20 protein-coding genes are annotated in these 15,993 nt (G+C 61.1%); 10 read left to right on the top strand and 10 right to left on the bottom strand.

Features of this window, described 5'->3' with window-relative positions:
- Positions 1 to 2: 2 nt before the first annotated feature.
- Together TMPK1_RS02035 and TMPK1_RS02030 are read right to left on the bottom strand one after the other, a co-directional pair.
- Positions 3 to 767 carry a DUF899 domain-containing protein gene (locus TMPK1_RS02035; protein WP_420241124.1) on the bottom strand — a complete coding sequence of 255 codons (765 nt, stop codon included), beginning with the start codon at positions 765 to 767 and terminating at the stop codon, positions 3 to 5.
- Positions 764 to 1,543, bottom strand: a complete 780-nt coding sequence (locus TMPK1_RS02030; protein WP_420241123.1) for a DUF899 domain-containing protein — start codon at positions 1,541 to 1,543, stop codon at positions 764 to 766. Before TMPK1_RS02030 ends, TMPK1_RS02035 begins: the two co-directional genes overlap by 4 nt.
- Before the next feature lie 277 nt (positions 1,544 to 1,820).
- On the opposite strand from TMPK1_RS02030, the gene TMPK1_RS02025 reads away from it, so the two are divergent.
- The 3 genes from TMPK1_RS02025 to TMPK1_RS02015 are packed head-to-tail and all read left to right on the top strand — an operon-like array spanning position 1,821 to position 4,129.
- The gene (locus tag TMPK1_RS02025; protein ID WP_420241121.1) at positions 1,821 to 3,047 is read left to right on the top strand and encodes a hypothetical protein; all 1,227 of its coding nucleotides are present in this window, start codon (positions 1,821 to 1,823) and stop codon (positions 3,045 to 3,047) included.
- 9 nt (positions 3,048 to 3,056) lie between these two features.
- Positions 3,057 to 3,716, top strand: coding sequence for an NHL repeat-containing protein (locus tag TMPK1_RS02020; RefSeq protein WP_420241120.1), 660 nt, complete (start codon positions 3,057 to 3,059; stop codon positions 3,714 to 3,716).
- Positions 3,713 to 4,129, top strand: a complete 417-nt coding sequence (locus tag TMPK1_RS02015) for a GFA family protein (protein ID WP_420241119.1) — start codon at positions 3,713 to 3,715, stop codon at positions 4,127 to 4,129. Before TMPK1_RS02020 ends, TMPK1_RS02015 begins: the two co-directional genes overlap by 4 nt.
- 7 nt (positions 4,130 to 4,136) lie before the next feature.
- Here TMPK1_RS02015 and TMPK1_RS02010 read toward each other — a convergent pair whose 3' ends face one another.
- Positions 4,137 to 4,583 (bottom strand): hypothetical protein, encoded by a 447-nt coding sequence (locus TMPK1_RS02010; protein ID WP_420241118.1) that lies wholly within the window; start codon positions 4,581 to 4,583, stop codon positions 4,137 to 4,139.
- A 216-nt stretch (positions 4,584 to 4,799) separates the two neighbouring features.
- Between TMPK1_RS02010 and TMPK1_RS02005 the strand changes: the two genes are divergently transcribed.
- A complete protein-coding gene (locus TMPK1_RS02005; protein WP_420241117.1) occupies positions 4,800 to 5,027 on the top strand; it encodes a hypothetical protein in 228 nt (75 codons plus the stop codon).
- Positions 5,028 to 5,080: 53 nt separating this feature from the next.
- Here TMPK1_RS02005 and TMPK1_RS02000 read toward each other — a convergent pair whose 3' ends face one another.
- The 4 genes from TMPK1_RS02000 to ku all read right to left on the bottom strand — a co-directional run bounded on the left by TMPK1_RS02000 (position 5,081) and on the right by ku (position 8,333).
- Entirely contained in the window at positions 5,081 to 5,497 is a 417-nt protein-coding gene (locus tag TMPK1_RS02000; RefSeq protein ID WP_420241116.1) for a hypothetical protein, read from the bottom strand.
- Positions 5,494 to 6,183: a hypothetical protein gene (locus TMPK1_RS01995; protein ID WP_420241115.1), complete on the bottom strand. Its 690-nt coding sequence runs from the start codon at positions 6,181 to 6,183 to the stop codon at positions 5,494 to 5,496. Before TMPK1_RS01995 ends, TMPK1_RS02000 begins: the two co-directional genes overlap by 4 nt.
- Before the next feature lie 119 nt (positions 6,184 to 6,302).
- Positions 6,303 to 7,385, bottom strand: coding sequence for a hypothetical protein (locus tag TMPK1_RS01990; RefSeq protein WP_420241114.1), 1,083 nt, complete (start codon positions 7,383 to 7,385; stop codon positions 6,303 to 6,305).
- Between the two features lie 30 nt (positions 7,386 to 7,415).
- Positions 7,416 to 8,333 (bottom strand): non-homologous end joining protein Ku, encoded by a 918-nt coding sequence (gene ku, locus TMPK1_RS01985; protein ID WP_420241113.1) that lies wholly within the window; start codon positions 8,331 to 8,333, stop codon positions 7,416 to 7,418.
- Between the two features lie 149 nt (positions 8,334 to 8,482).
- Between ku and TMPK1_RS01980 the strand changes: the two genes are divergently transcribed.
- Both TMPK1_RS01980 and TMPK1_RS01975 read left to right on the top strand, forming a co-directional pair.
- Positions 8,483 to 9,496 (top strand): ATP-dependent DNA ligase, encoded by a 1,014-nt coding sequence (locus TMPK1_RS01980; protein ID WP_420241111.1) that lies wholly within the window; start codon positions 8,483 to 8,485, stop codon positions 9,494 to 9,496.
- Between the two features lie 80 nt (positions 9,497 to 9,576).
- Complete coding sequence (locus TMPK1_RS01975; RefSeq protein ID WP_420241110.1) at positions 9,577 to 10,272, top strand: DUF4365 domain-containing protein; 696 nt, start codon at positions 9,577 to 9,579, stop codon at positions 10,270 to 10,272.
- Between the two features lie 99 nt (positions 10,273 to 10,371).
- Here TMPK1_RS01975 and TMPK1_RS01970 read toward each other — a convergent pair whose 3' ends face one another.
- Positions 10,372 to 10,791, bottom strand: a complete 420-nt coding sequence (locus tag TMPK1_RS01970) for a hypothetical protein (RefSeq protein WP_420241108.1) — start codon at positions 10,789 to 10,791, stop codon at positions 10,372 to 10,374.
- A gap of 282 nt (positions 10,792 to 11,073) precedes the next feature.
- Between TMPK1_RS01970 and TMPK1_RS01965 the strand changes: the two genes are divergently transcribed.
- Both TMPK1_RS01965 and TMPK1_RS01960 read left to right on the top strand, forming a co-directional pair.
- A complete protein-coding gene (locus TMPK1_RS01965) occupies positions 11,074 to 11,748 on the top strand; it encodes a hypothetical protein (protein WP_420241107.1) in 675 nt (224 codons plus the stop codon).
- On the top strand, positions 11,745 to 12,644 hold the full coding sequence (locus TMPK1_RS01960; RefSeq protein WP_420241106.1) for a DUF2971 domain-containing protein: 900 nt from the start codon (positions 11,745 to 11,747) through the stop codon (positions 12,642 to 12,644). The genes TMPK1_RS01965 and TMPK1_RS01960 overlap by 4 nt, the downstream gene beginning before the upstream one ends.
- Before the next feature lie 154 nt (positions 12,645 to 12,798).
- Here TMPK1_RS01960 and TMPK1_RS01955 read toward each other — a convergent pair whose 3' ends face one another.
- Together TMPK1_RS01955 and TMPK1_RS01950 are read right to left on the bottom strand one after the other, a co-directional pair.
- Entirely contained in the window at positions 12,799 to 13,419 is a 621-nt protein-coding gene (locus TMPK1_RS01955) for a hypothetical protein (protein ID WP_420241104.1), read from the bottom strand.
- Positions 13,420 to 13,463: 44 nt separating this feature from the next.
- The gene (locus TMPK1_RS01950) at positions 13,464 to 14,480 is read right to left on the bottom strand and encodes a hypothetical protein (RefSeq protein ID WP_420241103.1); all 1,017 of its coding nucleotides are present in this window, start codon (positions 14,478 to 14,480) and stop codon (positions 13,464 to 13,466) included.
- 215 nt (positions 14,481 to 14,695) lie between these two features.
- Between TMPK1_RS01950 and TMPK1_RS01945 the strand changes: the two genes are divergently transcribed.
- Together TMPK1_RS01945 and TMPK1_RS01940 are read left to right on the top strand one after the other, a co-directional pair.
- Positions 14,696 to 15,004, top strand: coding sequence for an NIPSNAP family protein (locus TMPK1_RS01945; protein WP_420241101.1), 309 nt, complete (start codon positions 14,696 to 14,698; stop codon positions 15,002 to 15,004).
- A 106-nt stretch (positions 15,005 to 15,110) separates the two neighbouring features.
- The gene (locus tag TMPK1_RS01940; RefSeq protein WP_420241100.1) at positions 15,111 to 15,962 is read left to right on the top strand and encodes a hypothetical protein; all 852 of its coding nucleotides are present in this window, start codon (positions 15,111 to 15,113) and stop codon (positions 15,960 to 15,962) included.
- Positions 15,963 to 15,993: the final 31 nt, after the last annotated feature.

Raw genomic sequence — 15,993 nt, 5'->3', positions numbered from 1 at the left:
GCTCAGCGCTGGTCGTACTCGTCGTGGCGCTTCCACCAGACGCCGTTTTCATTGCGGCCCTTGGAAGCGCGATCGAGGAACTGATAGGCACCCCAGATCGCATCCACGCCGCGCGCATAGGACGAATAGGTGTGATAGACGACGCCGTCTTCGAGCACGAACGAGCTCAAACCCGGCCGGTCGCGCGTGTAGGTCAGCGGATCGGTGCCGACGCTCTCAGCGAACCCGACCACCGCTTTCGGCAAAGTCTTGGTTGCCATCGTCGGCGTGCCCGGGCGGAAGTTGTATTCGAAACTGCCGTCGCGCTGCTGCTCTTCGGTGATCGACACGTTGAAGTCGAAGTTGAAGTCACCGCCCAGCGACGACGCCCAGGGGAACGTCCATCCCATGCGCTTTTTATAGGCTTGCAGCTTGGCCAACGGCGCACGCGACACCGCCGTCAACAGCACGTCGTGATTGGCCAGATGCACCGCAAAGCCGTTGAACCCGTCGGCGATCATCGAACAGGACGGGCAACCCGCTTTGTAATCGGGCCCAAACATGAAGTGATAGACGAGCAGCTGCGAGCGGCCTTGAAACAGATCCGCCAGCGCGACATTCCCCGCTTCGGTTTCAAACCGGTAGGCTTTGTCGACGCGCACCCAGGGCAGCGCCTGCCGTTGTTTCGCCAGCTCGTCGCTACGCCGCGTCAGGTCTTTTTCGGCTTTGAGCAGATCGAGCCGCGCCGCCAACCAATCTTCGCGTGTCCCCGTCGCGTGCGTGGTCATTGCGCGCTCTCCTTGCGGAAGGCCGCTTCACCCGCGTCCGACACCGCGACCCATGTCGGATCGGGCGCTGCATTGGCGACGTAGCTGTCGTGCCAGTTCCACCATTTGTAAGGACGTTCCTGCGGATAGCCTGCGGGCGAGTTTTCCCATGCCTCCTGACGGCCCAGCGCGGTCATGTCGAGATACGACCAGACCGTGCCCATCGCCTCGTCGCCGCGGCTGTTGATCAGATAGGTGCGATAGATCTTCTCACCGTCGCGGATGAAGGCGTTGTGGCCGTGCCATTCATCGACGCCAAAGTCGGCATCGAAACTGTCGGTGATCGTGTACCAGGGCATCGTCCAGCCCATGCGCGTCTTCAACCGCGCAATGTCGGCCTGCGGCGCGCGCGACGCATAGGCCAAGGTCGTGTTGCGCGCGTTCAAATGCGCGAGATGCCCGACCTGATCGGCGCCCAGCGAACAACCGATGCAGGCGTGATCGGGCCAACCATGCACGCCGGGTTCGAAGAAGGCGCGATAGACGATCAGCTGCTGGCGGCCTTCGAACAAGTCGAGCAGACGCACCTTGCCGGCCGGCCCGTCGAACACGTAGTCCTTGTCGATCGCCTGCCACGGCATGCGCCGGCGCTCGGCATGCAGCGCGTCGCGGGCGCGGAGTGCAGCCTTCTCTTTCACCAGCAGCGCCTTGTGCGCGGCGGCCCATTCCTGCGGCGACACGATGGGCGGATGCGCGATCGGCGCGGCCTCGGATTTGGATTCAGGCGACGTCGTCATGGTTCTTGCAACCTCCGAAAATTAGGTCAGCACTCATGCTTCGCGCCGACATACGATTCCTTGTGGCGCCGGCGGATCGTTCGGTGGGAGTGACAAGTGTGGCGGGATTTCGAATCTCATCCCCTCTCCCCGACGGGGAGAGGGTTAGGGTGAGGGGGTTGTCGACACATGCGCGCACACCAGTCGGTGAAAGCCCCCGCACCCCGGATCGCGTCCGGGGCAAGCTCTTCCCGCGCCTTCGTCGCGGGCCCCTTCCTCTCCGGCGAGCAATGATTTGATGGACTCGCTGATCACCGCCGCCGCACGCGCGCTGGCTGCGGGCGATCCGTTGGGCGCGCTCAAACGCGTGGCGTTGCGCGAAGACGCGCCGGCCCTGGCCTTGCGCGGCATTGCGATGGCGCAGTTGGGCGATCTGGTGCGGGCCAAGGCGCTGGTGCGTCGCGCCGCGCGCGCCTTTGGCCCCAAAGAAGCCTTGGCGCGCGCGCGCTGCGTTGTTGCCGAAGCCGAAATCGCACTCGCCTCGCGCGATCTTGCGGGCTGGCCCGCCAAGCCGCTCGACGCGGCGCGTGCAACGCTCGACGCAAGCGGTGACCGGCGCAACGCCGCCCATGCGCGCTATCTCGAAGTGCGGCGCTTGCTGTTGCTGGGCCGGCTCGACGAGGCCGAGCGGATTCTGGCCGACCTCGATCCAACGCCCTTCCCGCCTGCATTGCGCACTGCGCACGAACTGGTCGTCACCGGCATCGCGATGCGCCGCATCCGCGCCAAGCCGGCACGCGAAGCCTTGGCGCGTGCGACGCAGGCCGCGCGCGCGGCACGAATCCCGGCGCTGACGGCCGAAGTTGAAAGCGCCGCACGCGCCTTGAACGCGCCCGCTGCGCGCTTGCTGGACCAAGGCAGCGAACGTCCGCTGCTGCTCGACGACGTCGAAGCTTTGCTGGCGTCGAAATCGCGCCTGGTGGTCGATGCCTGCCGCCATGCGGTGCGCGACGGAAGCTCAGTTATTTCGCTGGCAACGCGACCGGTGTTGTTTGCGCTGGTGCGTGCGCTCGCCGAGGCTTGGCCTGGTGACGTGTCGCGCGACGCGCTGGTCAAACAAGCATTCGGGGCCAAGCACGCCGACGAATCCCACCGTGCACGGTTGCGGGTGGAGATCGGCCGGCTGCGCGCGATGTTGCGCCCGCTGGCCACGCTCAGCGCGACCAAAGACGGCTTCACCCTGGCGCCCAAACGCGCACGCGATATCGTCGTGCTGGCCCGGCCGGTTGAAGAACAATATGCGGCCGTGTTGGCGTTTCTGGCCGACGGCGAATCCTGGTCCAGCTCGGCCTTGGCCATCGCCTTGGACACCAGCCAGCGCACGGTGCAGCGCGCGTTGGATGCGTTGGCGGCCGAGGCGAAAATCCAGTCGGTCGGGCACGGGCGCGCGCGCCGTTGGATGACCCCGCCGGTGCTGGGTTTCACGACGTCGTTGTTACTCCCGACCCCGCTACCGACCGAGTAGGTTCGCCCCATGACAACTACATCTGCAAAACCTGCCGAGATACTCCGTGAATACGGACCGTTCCCCGGCGTCGAGTCTGTGCATGGCGTCACGTTCGACGGCAGCCATGTCTGGTTTGCCTCGGGCGACAGGCTGAACGAAGTCGATCCCACAAGCGGCGAGATGGTGCGCTCGATCGATGTGACTGCGCATGCAGGCACTGCGTTCGACGGCGCGCATCTCTATCAGCTTGCCGGCGACATTATTCAGAAGATCGATCCCAACACCGGCACCGTCGTCGGCACCATTCCTGCACCCGAAGGTGGTGGCGCGGGCATGGCGTGGGCGGAAGGCACGTTGTGGGTCGGCCAGCATCGCCGTCGTCGCATTTTGCAGATCGATCCCAACACGGGCGCAACCTTGCGCACGATCGAGTCCAACCGTTTCGTCACCGGCGTCAGCTGGGTCGAGGGCGAGTTGTGGCACGCCACCTGGGAAGGCGATGAAAGCGAGTTGCGTCGCGTCGATCCCGACACCAGCGACGTGATCGAACGTCTGGCGATGCCCGACGGCATGTTGGTCTCGGGTCTCGAATCCGACGGCAATGGGTGTTTCTTCTGCGGCGGCGGCAATAGCGGCAAAGTCCGCGCGGTCAAACGGCCCAATAAAAAGACAGCGAGCAAACAATGAGCGCGCCCTACACCGGCGGCTGCGCGTGTGGCGCGGTTCGGTATGAAGTCGATGCCGAACCGTTGGCGATGGTCGATTGTCAGTGCCGCCAATGTCAGCGCGACAGCGGCACCGGCCACCAGTCGCATCTCGCTTTTCCGAAAGCGTCAGCGCGCACGCAAGGCACCGCAAGCCTGTGGGAGTCGGTCGGCGATGGCGGCACGGTCAAGATCAACGGCTTCTGCCCCACCTGCGGAACGACGGTCTTTATGACCTTCCGCGACCGCGACGTGTTCGCGGTGCGTGCGGCGAGCCTGGACGATCCGAGCAAGTACAAGCCGCAAATCGTGACCTGGACCGATGCGGCGGTGGCGTGGGATCGCGTCGATCCAAAGCTGCCAAGCTTCGCGCGGATGCCGCCGCAAGCGGGATGAACGGCGACTACAGCCAGCTTCCGGTGACGGCCATCCCGGCCATGAACCCGACACCCAGCGTCAGCAGCGTGTTGATGGCGCCGAACGCAACGACGAACGGCCGCGCACCTTGCAGGTGTGCGGCCAATCCAAATGTCAGGACGAACGACAACAACATCGACGCCCAGATCGGATAGATCATCCACGCTGGGTTGGGTTGCGAACCGGCGCGCGAATCTTCCCAGAACACGCCGCCATACAGCCCAACCAGAATCCAGATCAGCGGCAACAGCAGCACGATGGGCAGCCTGCGCCGAAGCGAGCGGTCCATTCGCATATAGTTTGCCGCCATCACCGCCAGCATGATCGCGGCGGGGATCAGGAAATAGACCGCACCCAATCCGCCGACCTGCACGGCCTGCGAAAAGAACCAGATCAGCGCCCTGATCGGCGCCAAGATCGCATCGAGCGTCATTGTCGGACATCCGTCACGGCACGCACAAACAAACGCCGGCTATGCGATTTGGAGCCCATGCCAACCGCACGGACGTGCGCGCTGTCCGAACCGCGCGCGAACGCAAACGCAGCGCCTGTTACGTCACGACACACATCGCCTTCAAAGCACCTTGATCGTTGATGGATCGAAGCACGCGCCCTTCGTGTTGATCCCATACATCAACCGGAGTTCCCCATGCGCTTGTCCGCCCTCGCCCTGATCGCCGCCGTTGCGTTGGGCGCTCCGCTCGCCGCCGAAGCTGCACCCGCCGCCGCTGCACCGTCAGCAGCGACGACGATCCAAAGTGAAACCGTGCAATTCGTAGCGGGCCGTTGCGGCCGGCATGCGCACTGGGTGCGCGGGCATCGCACGCGGCGCGGCTACGTGCGCGGCCATTGCGTGCCGAACCGTCGGCACCGCTAGTCGTTTCTAGCTGTGAGAAAGCCGGCGCGCGGTTGCGCGCCGGCTTGCATGTTCTACGGCGCCTTTGCCGGACAGATCACGGTCGCGCGTAGCGCCGGTTGCCCCGGACTTCCAGACAGCGGCATCGGTTCGCCGCAAGCGACGATCGCGCCGTACCGTACTTTTCGTTCCGGTCCGGACTCAGTCGGATAGAACAAATCCATCTGCAGATCGATGTGACCGCCCACCGCTTCTTCGGTTTTGACCGTTACGCGCGCCGGCAATCGCTCACGCGGAACGTTCGGCACTCTGTCGGCATATTCGATCCCGGCACCGCCCGCACCTTTTGCGTCGAGCCGAAGGCGCGTTTGCCTGCCGTATATTTCGAGATCGACAGCGGTTGCGCGCGATCCTGGCTTCAACTCGGCGCCCAGTGCAGCCGTCGAGATGAGAAGAATCGCGATCGCCACACCGCCGCGCACGCACATCATCGGCAACTCGTCGTTCCTCCGGCAGTCACGCAAGTGAAGCCTTTCGCCCGCAGGAAGTTCGCGTAGGACAATTCCCAATTCGCGTAGCGCTGTTCGGCGAGTTGCTGTTCTTGCAGGCGGCGTTGTTGGTCCGCGATTCTGGTGGCCTCGACCCAAGATTGCTGTGCGGTACCCGCCGCCGCCGTGGCTTCGCCGCGCTGCTTGGCGAATTCGGCGTAGGTGATTTTGCCGTTGTACAGCGCTGCGGCGAGCACCGTTGTTTGCTGCACCGAACTGTCGATGAACGAGCCCCAGCGACGCCACGCCTCTGCCGACCAACCCGGCGGCGGGCTGCCGCGCTGGACGTGCCACGTCTGCGCGAGGCAGGTCTCGCGCTGCGTCGCCCACGCCGACAACGCCGCCTTCTCGGTTGCGGTCGGCGTCTTCTCGTTCACCAGCAGCGCGAACGGGACTGCTTCGGTCGAGACGACGCCGCGGCGAAGTTCAATCTTGTCGCGGATCGGGTCGTACTTCGACTCCTGCAATTCGGCCGCGCATTGCTCACCGATCGCACGGAGCTGCGCCTGCACCTGCTGATAGTGATCGATCTCCGCCTGGCGCTTCTGCGCCGCGCAACCGGCAAGCAACGACACAACCGACAACAGCAAAGCAGCCCGGCCAACCAGCCGGGGTACAGAATTCGACATGTCCCTCACCCAACGCGTTCGTGATTCTTGCCTGCGATCCTATTGGATCGTTTCGCGCCTCGCGAAGCTTTGTCGTGGTTAATTCAGAAAAACGCCGCGCGCGGCTTCGGCATGCTCGGTCAGGACTCGCTGCGCCCCGTTACCAGGTGCAACAACTGCCGCGTCTGTTTGGCGAAGGTCGCTTCGGCGTCGTTCAGCGTGAGCGTTTCGAGCCGCGTCAGAAGCTGCGCCAGCACCTCCCATGCTTCCGCATCGACCGCAGTGCGCATGCGCTGGATCAGCGGTTCGGCCCAGCGCGGATCGGCGTCGATGGCACGATCGAGATGCAACAACGCGCGATCGGCACGCGCCTGCACGCGCGCTGCATGCGCCGCGTTGAACCAGGCGTCGGCCATGCCGGGATCGAGATGCGCCGCGCGCTCGAATTGCAGCTCGGCCTCGCGCGGCGATCCCGCCTGCAACAAGGCGCAGCCCAAGTTGAATCGCAACGTCGCGTCGCGCGGCGCCGCAGTGGCAGCAATCTGCCACCAGCGCACCGACTCGCGCGGCAGGTCGTGCGCGTCGGCTTCTTCGGCGCGCGCAATTGCATCGTGCAGGTTGGGCGCGTCGGCGGCGAGATCCAGCGACGCCTGCCCGCTGGGATCGAGATCGGGCACGCCCGCCCCTGCATCCAGCACCGTACCCGTGCGACGCGCGGTGGCGACGTGCCCGGCCAGCTCGTGCAACGGCACGCCGTCGGCAAGCCAGCTTGCGACCGTGCGCGCGGCGCGCAGGTCGGCGAAGGTGAAGCGCCCGTCGACCGGTTCGATCGCGCCCGCGATGGTCAGGCTTTCGACGTCCTGTTCGGCGATGCGTGCCGACCGCGCAACGTCATCGCTGCTGAAGGCGCGCGCCTGCGCGTCGGCGCGCAACGGCTCCATCACGCCGACCGCGCGCAGCAAGGCGATTTCCGACACGGGCTCGGCGCCCGACGCGCGATAGCGCTGGAGCGTCTGCGCCAACGTACCGTCGCGGATCAATGCCGCCGTGCCGCGCGTGCCGAACACGGCCAGCGCGCCGCCCGCATCGCGCCCACCGAAATCGCGCAGACTGACCAAGCGTCCGCCCGCGCGTTCGACCAGGCGGCGCGCACGTTCGCGCGTCAGGAATTGCGGCCGCCCGACCAGAATGACCGCGCGCGCTGCGAGCGTGCCCGCATTCATCATTGTGAACCGCGCCGCGTCGCGCCGCGATCAGCGCCGGCCCTTGCCGCCCGACGCGGTTTTCTTGGCCGCGCTCTTGGCCGGCGTTTTGGTTGCAGCTTTGCCCGCACTTTTCGCAGCGGCACGCGCCGGCTTGGCAGCGGCGGGCGCACTGCCGCCGCTTTGGCCCAGGCTGCGTTTCAGCGCATCCATCAGGTTGATCACTTTGCCGGTCTCGGTTGCGGCTGCGTGTTCGGGCAGTTTGCGTCCGGCCGCCTTGGCATCGACCAGTTCGCGCAGCGCGGTTTGATAGCGGTCTTCGAACATGGCAGGATCGAACGGGCCTTCCAGCCGCTTGATCAGCGCCTGCGCCACGTCGACCAGCTCTTCCGACACGTCGAGATCGCGCACGTCGGCGAAGTAGTCCTTGGCCTGCCGCACTTCGCGCTCGTCGCGCAGGGTCGTCAGGATCAATCCGTTTTCGCACGGCTTGATCAGCACCGGATGTTCGCGGCTCGACAAGGTCACACGCGCCACCGCGGCCTTGCCGCTGCGATGCATCGCTTCGCGGATCACGACATAGGCTTCGTCGGCGACGGCGCCGTCGGGCACGACGTAGTATGGAGACTCGAGATAGATCTCGTTGACGTCGGCAGCGTCGACGAAGCGTTCGATCTCGATCATGTGCGAGGTCGGCACTTGCACCTTGTCGAGATCCTCTTGCGTGATCTCGACATATTCGCCTTTGCGGATCTCATAGCCTTTGATCGTGTCGCTGCGTTCGACGACGTCGCCGGTTTCGCTGTCGATCAGCTGCTGCTTGACCCGGTTGCCGGTGTCTTTGTTCAGCATGTTGAAGCTGATCCGTTCGCCGCCCGTCGTCGCGGGCGACAGGCGCACCGCAGCCGTGACGAGCGACAATTTCAGGTGCCCTTTCCAGGACGAGCGGGTCGATGACGGTGCGGCCATGGGATCCTCCAGGCACCGGGAACGCCGCAGCGCCGCCGATTGCTCCGCCGCAATCGCGCCACCGACGGCGCCACCGCGCAAATTCCACAGCCTCCGGCGGTTTTTCCGTAAAAACGGCACCAAACCGCACCGCGCGGGATTGATGCAGCATGGCGCCCCGTCCACGCAAAACCGCCCCGGCCAAGACCGGGAAAGCGGCGGCCAAGCCGCCGGCAGCGGACGCTCCGCGCGCGCCCCTGCCCGACCGGCTCGATCCCGTCGTCGTCGTGCCGGTGAAGACCTTGCCGCCCGGACGGTGGCTGCACGAGTGCAAGCTCGATGGCTATCGCGTGCTGGCGCGGATCGATGCAAATGGCGTGCGTTTGTTCGCGCGCAACCAGGCCGACTGGACGTCGCGCCTGCCCGCGCTGGCGACCGCGCTCAAGAAACTGCCGCGCGGCACGTGGCTCGACGGTGTCGTCACCGGCGACGATACCAATACACGCACCGCCGACTATGCAGGCCTGTCCGATGCAGGTGACGACGCGGTCTATCATGTGTTCGACGCGCCCTATCTCGCCGACGAAGATCTGCGCCTGACCTCGCTCGATGCTCGCAAGGAAAAGCTGCGCGACGCGGTGGCCAAGCTGCACGCACCGCGCGTGCGCTTGGTCGAACCGGTCGGCACCGCCAACGACGACGACAAAGCGATGCTGGCGCACGCATGCGCGCGTGGTCTGGAGGGTATCGTGTCGAAGGATCGCGACAGTGCCTATTTCGGCATGCGGTCCGGCACCTGGGTCAAACGCTCGTGCATCCAGCAGGAGTCGTTTCTGGTGCTCGGCATCGCGCCCAACCAGGGCACAGCGAAAGGCTTCGCGATTCATGTCGGCCACCGTTCGATCGGCGGGCTGATCATCTATGACGGGTTGGTGAGCGACGGGTTCAGCGACGAAGCGATCCGGCGCATCGAAGCACATGTCGCCAAGCATACAGCGCCCACGCCCGAGCTGTTCCTGGCTACCGGCCGCAAAGTCGCTCCCAAGAAATACGCGGGCGGCGTTTGGGGCGTGCCCGAGCTGGTCGTCGAAGCGTCGTTCGTGCGGCGCGTTGCGGGGCTGTTGCGCGAGGGAAAGTTCAAAGGGTTTCGCGCGGATATGACGGCGGCGGAGTTGGTGCGGTAGGCGAACCTCGCCCGGCATTGTGGACGGCGCGCCGTTTATCTACCGTCGCGCCCTGACAAATCACCAGCAAGACAGTGCTCATGAGTGACCGCAGCTCTCCCGCGCGCGCTTCTGAAACTCGCGACGACCAGCTTGTCGAGATTGCTGGCAGGGCCGCACTCCAAGCCGCCTTTGCGCGGCACCGAATCGAATCAGCGCGCCCCGAACGCGACAAAGGAATTGATCTGATTATTTATCTGGACGAACCAGAGCAGCCTTTCGCTGGCGCTCCCTTGCAACTCAAATCAAGTTCGAAGAAATGGTTTGGAGTCGATCGTAAATATGAGGGAATGTCCGATCTTCTCATGGCGTACGTCTTCGGCGCCCAATCGGACTTGCCGTCGATTGCAATGCTGACGTGGGCTGAATCTGCGTCGCTGATCTCGCTGACAAAAAAACTCAACAAGTCGTGGGCAGGACAAACGTCCACGCCGGGCCAAGGAAAACCCCGAAAGGAAAAAGGCTGGGGTAGCGAATTACCGCGATATCTGGAGCCTTCCTTCGCACCATTTTGGCTCCAACGCGCCGAAGACAATTCTCTCCTTGTGTTCCCGGATCGATGGGAATGGGTGCGCGGCATGCTTCGCCTTCAGCGCCGCCAATCAACCTCTTCCAAAGTTGAGTGGCGAGAGAACGTTCGGGGACAAGCGTTCGACCGGATACGAGAATTTCCGTCGAACGAGGACGCGCAGGCGTTTAGGCAGCGTCTTTTGGCGCGCAATCAACCGCAAACCTAGCGGCGACGATCTCGCAGTCGGACGTATGACCTGCCGCGCGTCGATGGCCGGTTAGTAGGAGCCGGCGCGCGATGCGCGCCGGCTCCCTCACCTTTCAGGTTACGCGCCGGCGGTGTCGTCGTTCGCTGCCGCGTTCTTCAACGCGGCAATCAAGCGATCGAGATCGGCGTGTACCGACCGCAGATGCGGCCATGGCCGCTCCGGGTCATCTGGCGACGTTGCGTCGGCGCGGATCGCGACGGCGAGTTTCGCGGCGGCGCCTTCGAAACTCTGCGCCTTGGTTTGAAAGATCGCGTCGAGAAGAATGTCCAGTCGATCGACCTGCCGGTCGCGTACCTTCGCGGCAGCGATATAGACGCGTTCCGCTTCGACCCGTTCGTCTTCGTTCGCCGCATTGATGACCGCGAGTTCGCGTTGCGAAGCGAACCGCACCGCCTCTTCCAGACGATCGCAGTCGTCCTGCCAAAGCGCGCTCATCACAAGCGCGGGGTCTTTCGGATTGGTGGATAGATCGCTCATCCCGCCCCTCCTACCCGGCAGAGGGCCGGTTTCAACGAAGGGGTGTAAGCGCGCGCAGTTCGAGTATTCTCGGAATCAACCATGATCCAAGCTCCCTTGGTTTGTGGCCAGGCCGGGCGGGGTGTTACCGCACCCCGTTCGGCCGCTCTCGTCACGAGAACATTCCGTGATCACGGGATTTCAGTCAAATATTTTTCCACAACAGACGCAAACAATGACCTGCGCTTCGTGAAATCTAGCCAGATATGAGACGTGCATCAGCTCGCGGGTAAAGGGACGCCGATGGACTACGAAGATGAGTTCGTGATGGGGCTCTCAGACGACAACCTGGAAGCAGCATGGCAGATTTGCGAAAGATATTTCGCGCAAACGATCTACGACTCTGAGTCTCACGAGCAGTGGATCGCAAAGACATTCATTCTGATAAAATCCCTAGCGTCAGCGCGCTCACTTCCGTTGCCGAACGAATGGACGGCGGCATCGCTAACGCCAGAAAGGAAATTTGAGCTGATCAAGCAGCTCTCCAAAGTCGCGCAAGATTATCTCACCGATCGACGCAACGCTGAAGATGAAGAACGGTTCACCGCACTTCTGGGTGGAACCTTCGCATATGGATTGTCCGGAGCAGACATCCAGCGCCTTACAACGCTACTCGATGAACTTGGCGAGCTGCTTGAGACATCGAAAATCGATCCAAAAGTCAGAACGAGACTGATTTCCCGATTGACGAAAGTGCGCGATCAAATTCGACCTAAGATGACTGATGTTAGTGGGCTATATGGACTGATCGGAGATGTGGGGATCGTGCGAGCCTCTCTTGGTCCCGAATCTAACCCGTATGTCGATAAAGTACGCGAGATCGTGGAAATTGCATGGCGCGCGCAAGCAGCCGCTCAAGGTCTCCCAACAAGCACGAAGCTCTCGCTCAGTTACCTTTCTGAGGAGACTCCAAAATGAGCGCGCTCGTTTCGGAGATCGTGAAGTACGCCGAGAGCCGATCGAAGATTGCTCTTCAACCTGATCCACCAAGAATCCTCTGGCACTACACGACTTCGGCTGGATTTGAAGCGATTGTGCGCACCGGGACGATAAAGCTAAGCAACGTGCGATATTGCAACGATAGCAAAGAGTTTCTGCATACAATTGAGTTGGTCAAAATCGCAGCTAAGCGGTACGCCGAGCTTCACACGGAGACATCGGCGCAGATCGTTATCTCGAAACTGCTCGAGAAGATCGACTCTACGGACGACAGCTTCGTTCCAATGACTTTTGTTTTTTGCTTGAGCGAAGTGGCAGATGACCTAAGCCAGTGGCGGGGATATGGAGGCCCAGGCCAAGGTTTTGCCATCGGTTTTGATGGCTCACTGCTTGCTGCTAGTGCCGTACGGAAAACCCAATTGTTCCGCTGCGAGTACAACACTCATCGGCAAATCGAACTACTAGCGGAAGTGGTCGGCGCGCTGATAATGATCTTTCTGGAGCACGGCCCGAAGCCGCCAGCAACAGAAGATGAAATCATTGCTGCCGCTGCTCTGGCAGTCGATCACTTCTTAATGTGCCTGGGAGATTTTACTGTCGGGCTAAAACACGAGGCGTTTGCTGCAGAACGAGAATGGCGTCTGGTTGCATTCAATCCACCATTGAAGAGCCTCGAGTTTGCCGGCAAGCAGGATAGTTTGTCGCCAATCTTGTTTGCCAATCCGGAGGTCAAACTCCCGATTGTTGCTTTTTACGCGGGCCCGGGACAACACAATAGAGCATCTGCAGTAGCAGGGTCACTTCAGCTCAACCGCTACGAGTTTGTAGACGTCCCGCCCTACGTCTCCACCATACCGTTCAGACCGATGAAATAAAGCATAACGTCCAAGATGCGACTGACTGCGAGCGCCATAGCGCATTGATTGCCACGTACACCTAGACACGAAACAATTGGCGGTCGCATCCATGAGAATTCGACCATCGCCTACTTCCATCCTCGACATGACGAGCCTCTGCAGATGACACCTCCTACGCAGCGCTTAGTCCGTTTAACTCGTCGCCGAGCGCAACAAGCTTATCGAGATTCTCTTCAATAACGTTCGCCATAGAAAGCAGAAGCCGTTCTGCGTAATCGAATTTTCCGGCTTCTCCTGCCTGGCGGGCGATCATCAACTGAATTCGCAACGTCAACGTCACGTGATACATCTCGATAATACGATCAATCGTTCCACTCTCGAAGTGACCGATATCTCCAATTAGTTTGTCGAAAACCGGCGTGCCACTGTACTGCCCCACCGGCAAAAGAAGCCACGCCTCGCGGACATTCTGTGCAACGTCGCGGTAAGATTGAACTGTATTCTTTCCGATCACAGTTTTCTGAATTGCACGAACCTCTGACGCAAGTGCGGCTGCAATTTTTCTCCTCTCACCGGCTCGCTGTCTTGCGCTTTGGTTTGCGCCCGCGCGACGAGCGGCTTCGATGCCGAGAAAAACACTTAGAATCGCAAAAAGAGACGCTGCCATCTGCGCCAGAACTTGAGCCTGGTTTTGTTCCGACGCGAGACAAACGGCCGCCGCAGTGGCAATGACATATAAAGCGAATAGCCCAAGTGTCGCGAATAGCGGTGCGTGCGGCTGCTCTTTCAACATTCGGCCCTCCCTTCCTGCCACTTCAATTTAAGTCAGCGCTAGAGTCAGGCGGATGCTTCTTGATAGCGCTTCAGCGCGATCTGCACCGGTCCCAATCGTTTTATCGCGATAGCCGTAGCTACATAAGCTCGCGTGCCAAGTGCCTTTAGATCCGTTGGCGTAGATCCGCCGGAGCAAAATGACTGCGATGCTTGGTTTGGAAAGCCATTCGATGGCGATATTCCGCCGAACACGTTCTGAACTCGCATACCCGAACATTGGTAGAAATTTTGCGTGAGCGTATCACGTACGAGTTCGCTTCCGATTTGATTCCCGTTTTCTGACGCGGAAACTTCAAACGCATACTCGAGCTCTACGCCACCTTCGCGCACGTCAATCATCGTTGACGCTCCTTTCGGCAGTAGCAGCGCAGCAAACAGAGGATCGCTCTCGTAATATCCAACGGTTAGCGTCCGCATCCGCTCTGACTGCTGACGCTCCGCCCACCGGAGCTGTTTCACTTTTACCGTCAACGCGCCCTTTTCTGGCGCGTCGATAAAGACAACAGCGCCTTGCAGATCGCTCAGTTGGCGCTTGACGTCATCTACGATCAGCCGATTGTCCGGCTCGGACACGAGATGCAGACGTAGCGGCTTAAGTGCAGCGAGGCGCTTTGCCCTTAATGCATCCGCAACTGCCTTCTCGGCGCGGCGTTTGTCATCGGCCGCCGTGGCGATTTTGATTAGGTCTGTTGCATCAGCATCGGAAATCAACCCCGCAGCCGTTGCAGCTCGCATATCCTCGTTGACCCCGGAAGCGCCGCGTGAATCTTCACGCGCACGCTTGAAGAGCGCCTCTTTGATAGCCGGGCCGATGGTCGTTCCATTCTCTTGCAGGAATGCGATCGCCTGCGCACGGCGCGCGCCGTTCAAATCCTTTGCGGCATAGTCGTACGCGGCAACGGGATTCCCTGACGCAAAGACTTTTTTAGCCGACTCTGTCCAGTTCGGATCTGCGGGCTTTGATGCGCAACCGGTAAGCAACAACACCCCGGCAAATGCCAAGGCCAATCCCTTCAGCACGGTCCCCTCCCTTATTCATTGAGAGGACTATCGGACGAAGTTCGCGATAACGCTATTATTTTTACAAGTTAATGTCGTATTTAAAGGTCGACCGTACTGGCACCGTAGGTGGCCGCTGGTTGCATTGGTTGCGGCACCTAACCTGGGCACTGCGGATTTCTTATCGTGCAGTATTGGGTTCAAGTCCCACCGGGATCACCATCCGCAAGGCCCCAATGATCACCTGCTTCATCCGCTACACCGTCAACCAAGCCAAACTTCCCGAGTTCGAAACCTACGCACGCATGTGGCTCGATCTCGTGCCGAAATTTGGTGGCACGCATCTCGGTTACTTCCTGCCGTCGGAAGGTGAGAGCGATGTTGCGTTGGCGTTGTTCAGCTTCCCGTCCCTCGCCGCCTACGAAGACTATCGCACGCGCAGTGCGACCGATCCGGAGTGCTTGAAGGCGGTCGCGTATTGGCGCGAGACGAACTGCTTTCTGCGTTACGAGCGCTCGTTCTTCCGGCCGCTGCTGCCAGCTTGATCTCCGAACAGCCTTGAGTCACGCGCGGCGCGAACGCGGCGTCAGCGATAAACTCCGACATGATGGGCAAAAAAGGCTGGTCTCCGCTACGCAATGAGTGATGACGATGAACGACGAAGAGATCCGTCCTCATACTGATGCAATCGTGAACCGCATGTTCACGACGACGGCAGATCAAAACTATATTCTTGCGCGTGTAGCGTTCGTCGCCAAACTTGACTGGGACTTCTTCTGGCTGAGCCTTCATGCTCTCGAGAAGTATATGAAAGCTACGCTGCTGCTGAACGGCCTCGCAGCAAACCGAAACCGCGGGCATGATCTGATTGCGCTCTATAAAGAGATTAAAAAGATCGATCGCAGACTCGAATATGGACCATTTGTGCAGCCGCCGTACGAAGGATTTTTCTGGCGGGAAATCACCGTCGACAAATTTCTCGTGCGGCTGAACGCCTACGGAAGTCCTGACAATCGCTATAACCTATATGGATACACAATCAGTTTGGATGACCTCTTTAAGGTCGACCAACTGATCTGGAGCGCGCGTCGCCTATGCAAACGCTTGAAAGAACATCTTGCTGACGGAGATTGGTCCACCGACGTGGACTGGATTGACATCTTGCAACGTAACCCAGAGCGCTGGTCGATTGATCAATCTCTGCCCCTTGAAAAGCTACTGCTCTCAGACGACGACGCTCTACTTCAGCCTTTCGTGCGAAACATGAATTTCGCATTCGCGCCGGATCATCTCCATCAAGTCGATACGATACGGCTTACGGCGCACAATCCACCACTTGTGGCGTGGTTCGATCGTCTCAAGAGCAATGACGCCAGTATCGAGACGAAGGAAACGTCTGCCGCCGTTCTTGGCTGGGTTAAGAAGAACATCAAACTAAGTAAGAACGACGCGCACGAACTCGACGACGTGCTCGCTGCGTACCGCTCGGGTCGGTCAACTTAACCTCTTCGCGCGCTTCACGTACCTTCAAGAG

The sequence above is a fragment of the Roseiterribacter gracilis genome (assembly GCA_018332375.1).
Classification (GTDB): Bacteria; Pseudomonadota; Alphaproteobacteria; order BOG-932; family Roseiterribacteraceae; genus Roseiterribacter; species Roseiterribacter gracilis.
This window is presented reverse-complemented; position numbering and strand designations above follow the sequence as displayed.

Excerpts from the sequence above, each read along its gene's own strand:
- TMPK1_RS02005 (WP_420241117.1), top strand. The coding sequence starts at position 4,800 with ATGCGCTTGTCCGCCCTCGCCCTGATCGCCGCCGTTGCGTTGGGCGCT.
- TMPK1_RS01940 (WP_420241100.1), top strand. The coding sequence starts at position 15,111 with ATGAACGACGAAGAGATCCGTCCTCATACTGATGCAATCGTGAACCGC.
- TMPK1_RS02030 (WP_420241123.1), bottom strand. The coding sequence starts at position 1,543 with ATGACGACGTCGCCTGAATCCAAATCCGAGGCCGCGCCGATCGCGCAT.
- TMPK1_RS02035 (WP_420241124.1), bottom strand. The coding sequence starts at position 767 with ATGACCACGCACGCGACGGGGACACGCGAAGATTGGTTGGCGGCGCGG.
- ku (WP_420241113.1), bottom strand. The coding sequence starts at position 8,333 with ATGGCCGCACCGTCATCGACCCGCTCGTCCTGGAAAGGGCACCTGAAA.
- TMPK1_RS01995 (WP_420241115.1), bottom strand. The coding sequence starts at position 6,183 with ATGTCGAATTCTGTACCCCGGCTGGTTGGCCGGGCTGCTTTGCTGTTG.
- TMPK1_RS01960 (WP_420241106.1), top strand. The coding sequence starts at position 11,745 with ATGAGCGCGCTCGTTTCGGAGATCGTGAAGTACGCCGAGAGCCGATCG.
- TMPK1_RS01965 (WP_420241107.1), top strand. The coding sequence starts at position 11,074 with ATGGACTACGAAGATGAGTTCGTGATGGGGCTCTCAGACGACAACCTG.
- TMPK1_RS01970 (WP_420241108.1), bottom strand. The coding sequence starts at position 10,791 with ATGAGCGATCTATCCACCAATCCGAAAGACCCCGCGCTTGTGATGAGC.
- TMPK1_RS02015 (WP_420241119.1), top strand. The coding sequence starts at position 3,713 with ATGAGCGCGCCCTACACCGGCGGCTGCGCGTGTGGCGCGGTTCGGTAT.
- TMPK1_RS02025 (WP_420241121.1), top strand. The coding sequence starts at position 1,821 with ATGGACTCGCTGATCACCGCCGCCGCACGCGCGCTGGCTGCGGGCGAT.
- TMPK1_RS01990 (WP_420241114.1), bottom strand. The coding sequence starts at position 7,385 with ATGAATGCGGGCACGCTCGCAGCGCGCGCGGTCATTCTGGTCGGGCGG.
- TMPK1_RS01945 (WP_420241101.1), top strand. The coding sequence starts at position 14,696 with ATGATCACCTGCTTCATCCGCTACACCGTCAACCAAGCCAAACTTCCC.
- TMPK1_RS02000 (WP_420241116.1), bottom strand. The coding sequence starts at position 5,497 with ATGATGTGCGTGCGCGGCGGTGTGGCGATCGCGATTCTTCTCATCTCG.
- TMPK1_RS01980 (WP_420241111.1), top strand. The coding sequence starts at position 8,483 with ATGGCGCCCCGTCCACGCAAAACCGCCCCGGCCAAGACCGGGAAAGCG.
- TMPK1_RS01955 (WP_420241104.1), bottom strand. The coding sequence starts at position 13,419 with ATGTTGAAAGAGCAGCCGCACGCACCGCTATTCGCGACACTTGGGCTA.
- TMPK1_RS02010 (WP_420241118.1), bottom strand. The coding sequence starts at position 4,583 with ATGACGCTCGATGCGATCTTGGCGCCGATCAGGGCGCTGATCTGGTTC.
- TMPK1_RS02020 (WP_420241120.1), top strand. The coding sequence starts at position 3,057 with ATGACAACTACATCTGCAAAACCTGCCGAGATACTCCGTGAATACGGA.
- TMPK1_RS01975 (WP_420241110.1), top strand. The coding sequence starts at position 9,577 with ATGAGTGACCGCAGCTCTCCCGCGCGCGCTTCTGAAACTCGCGACGAC.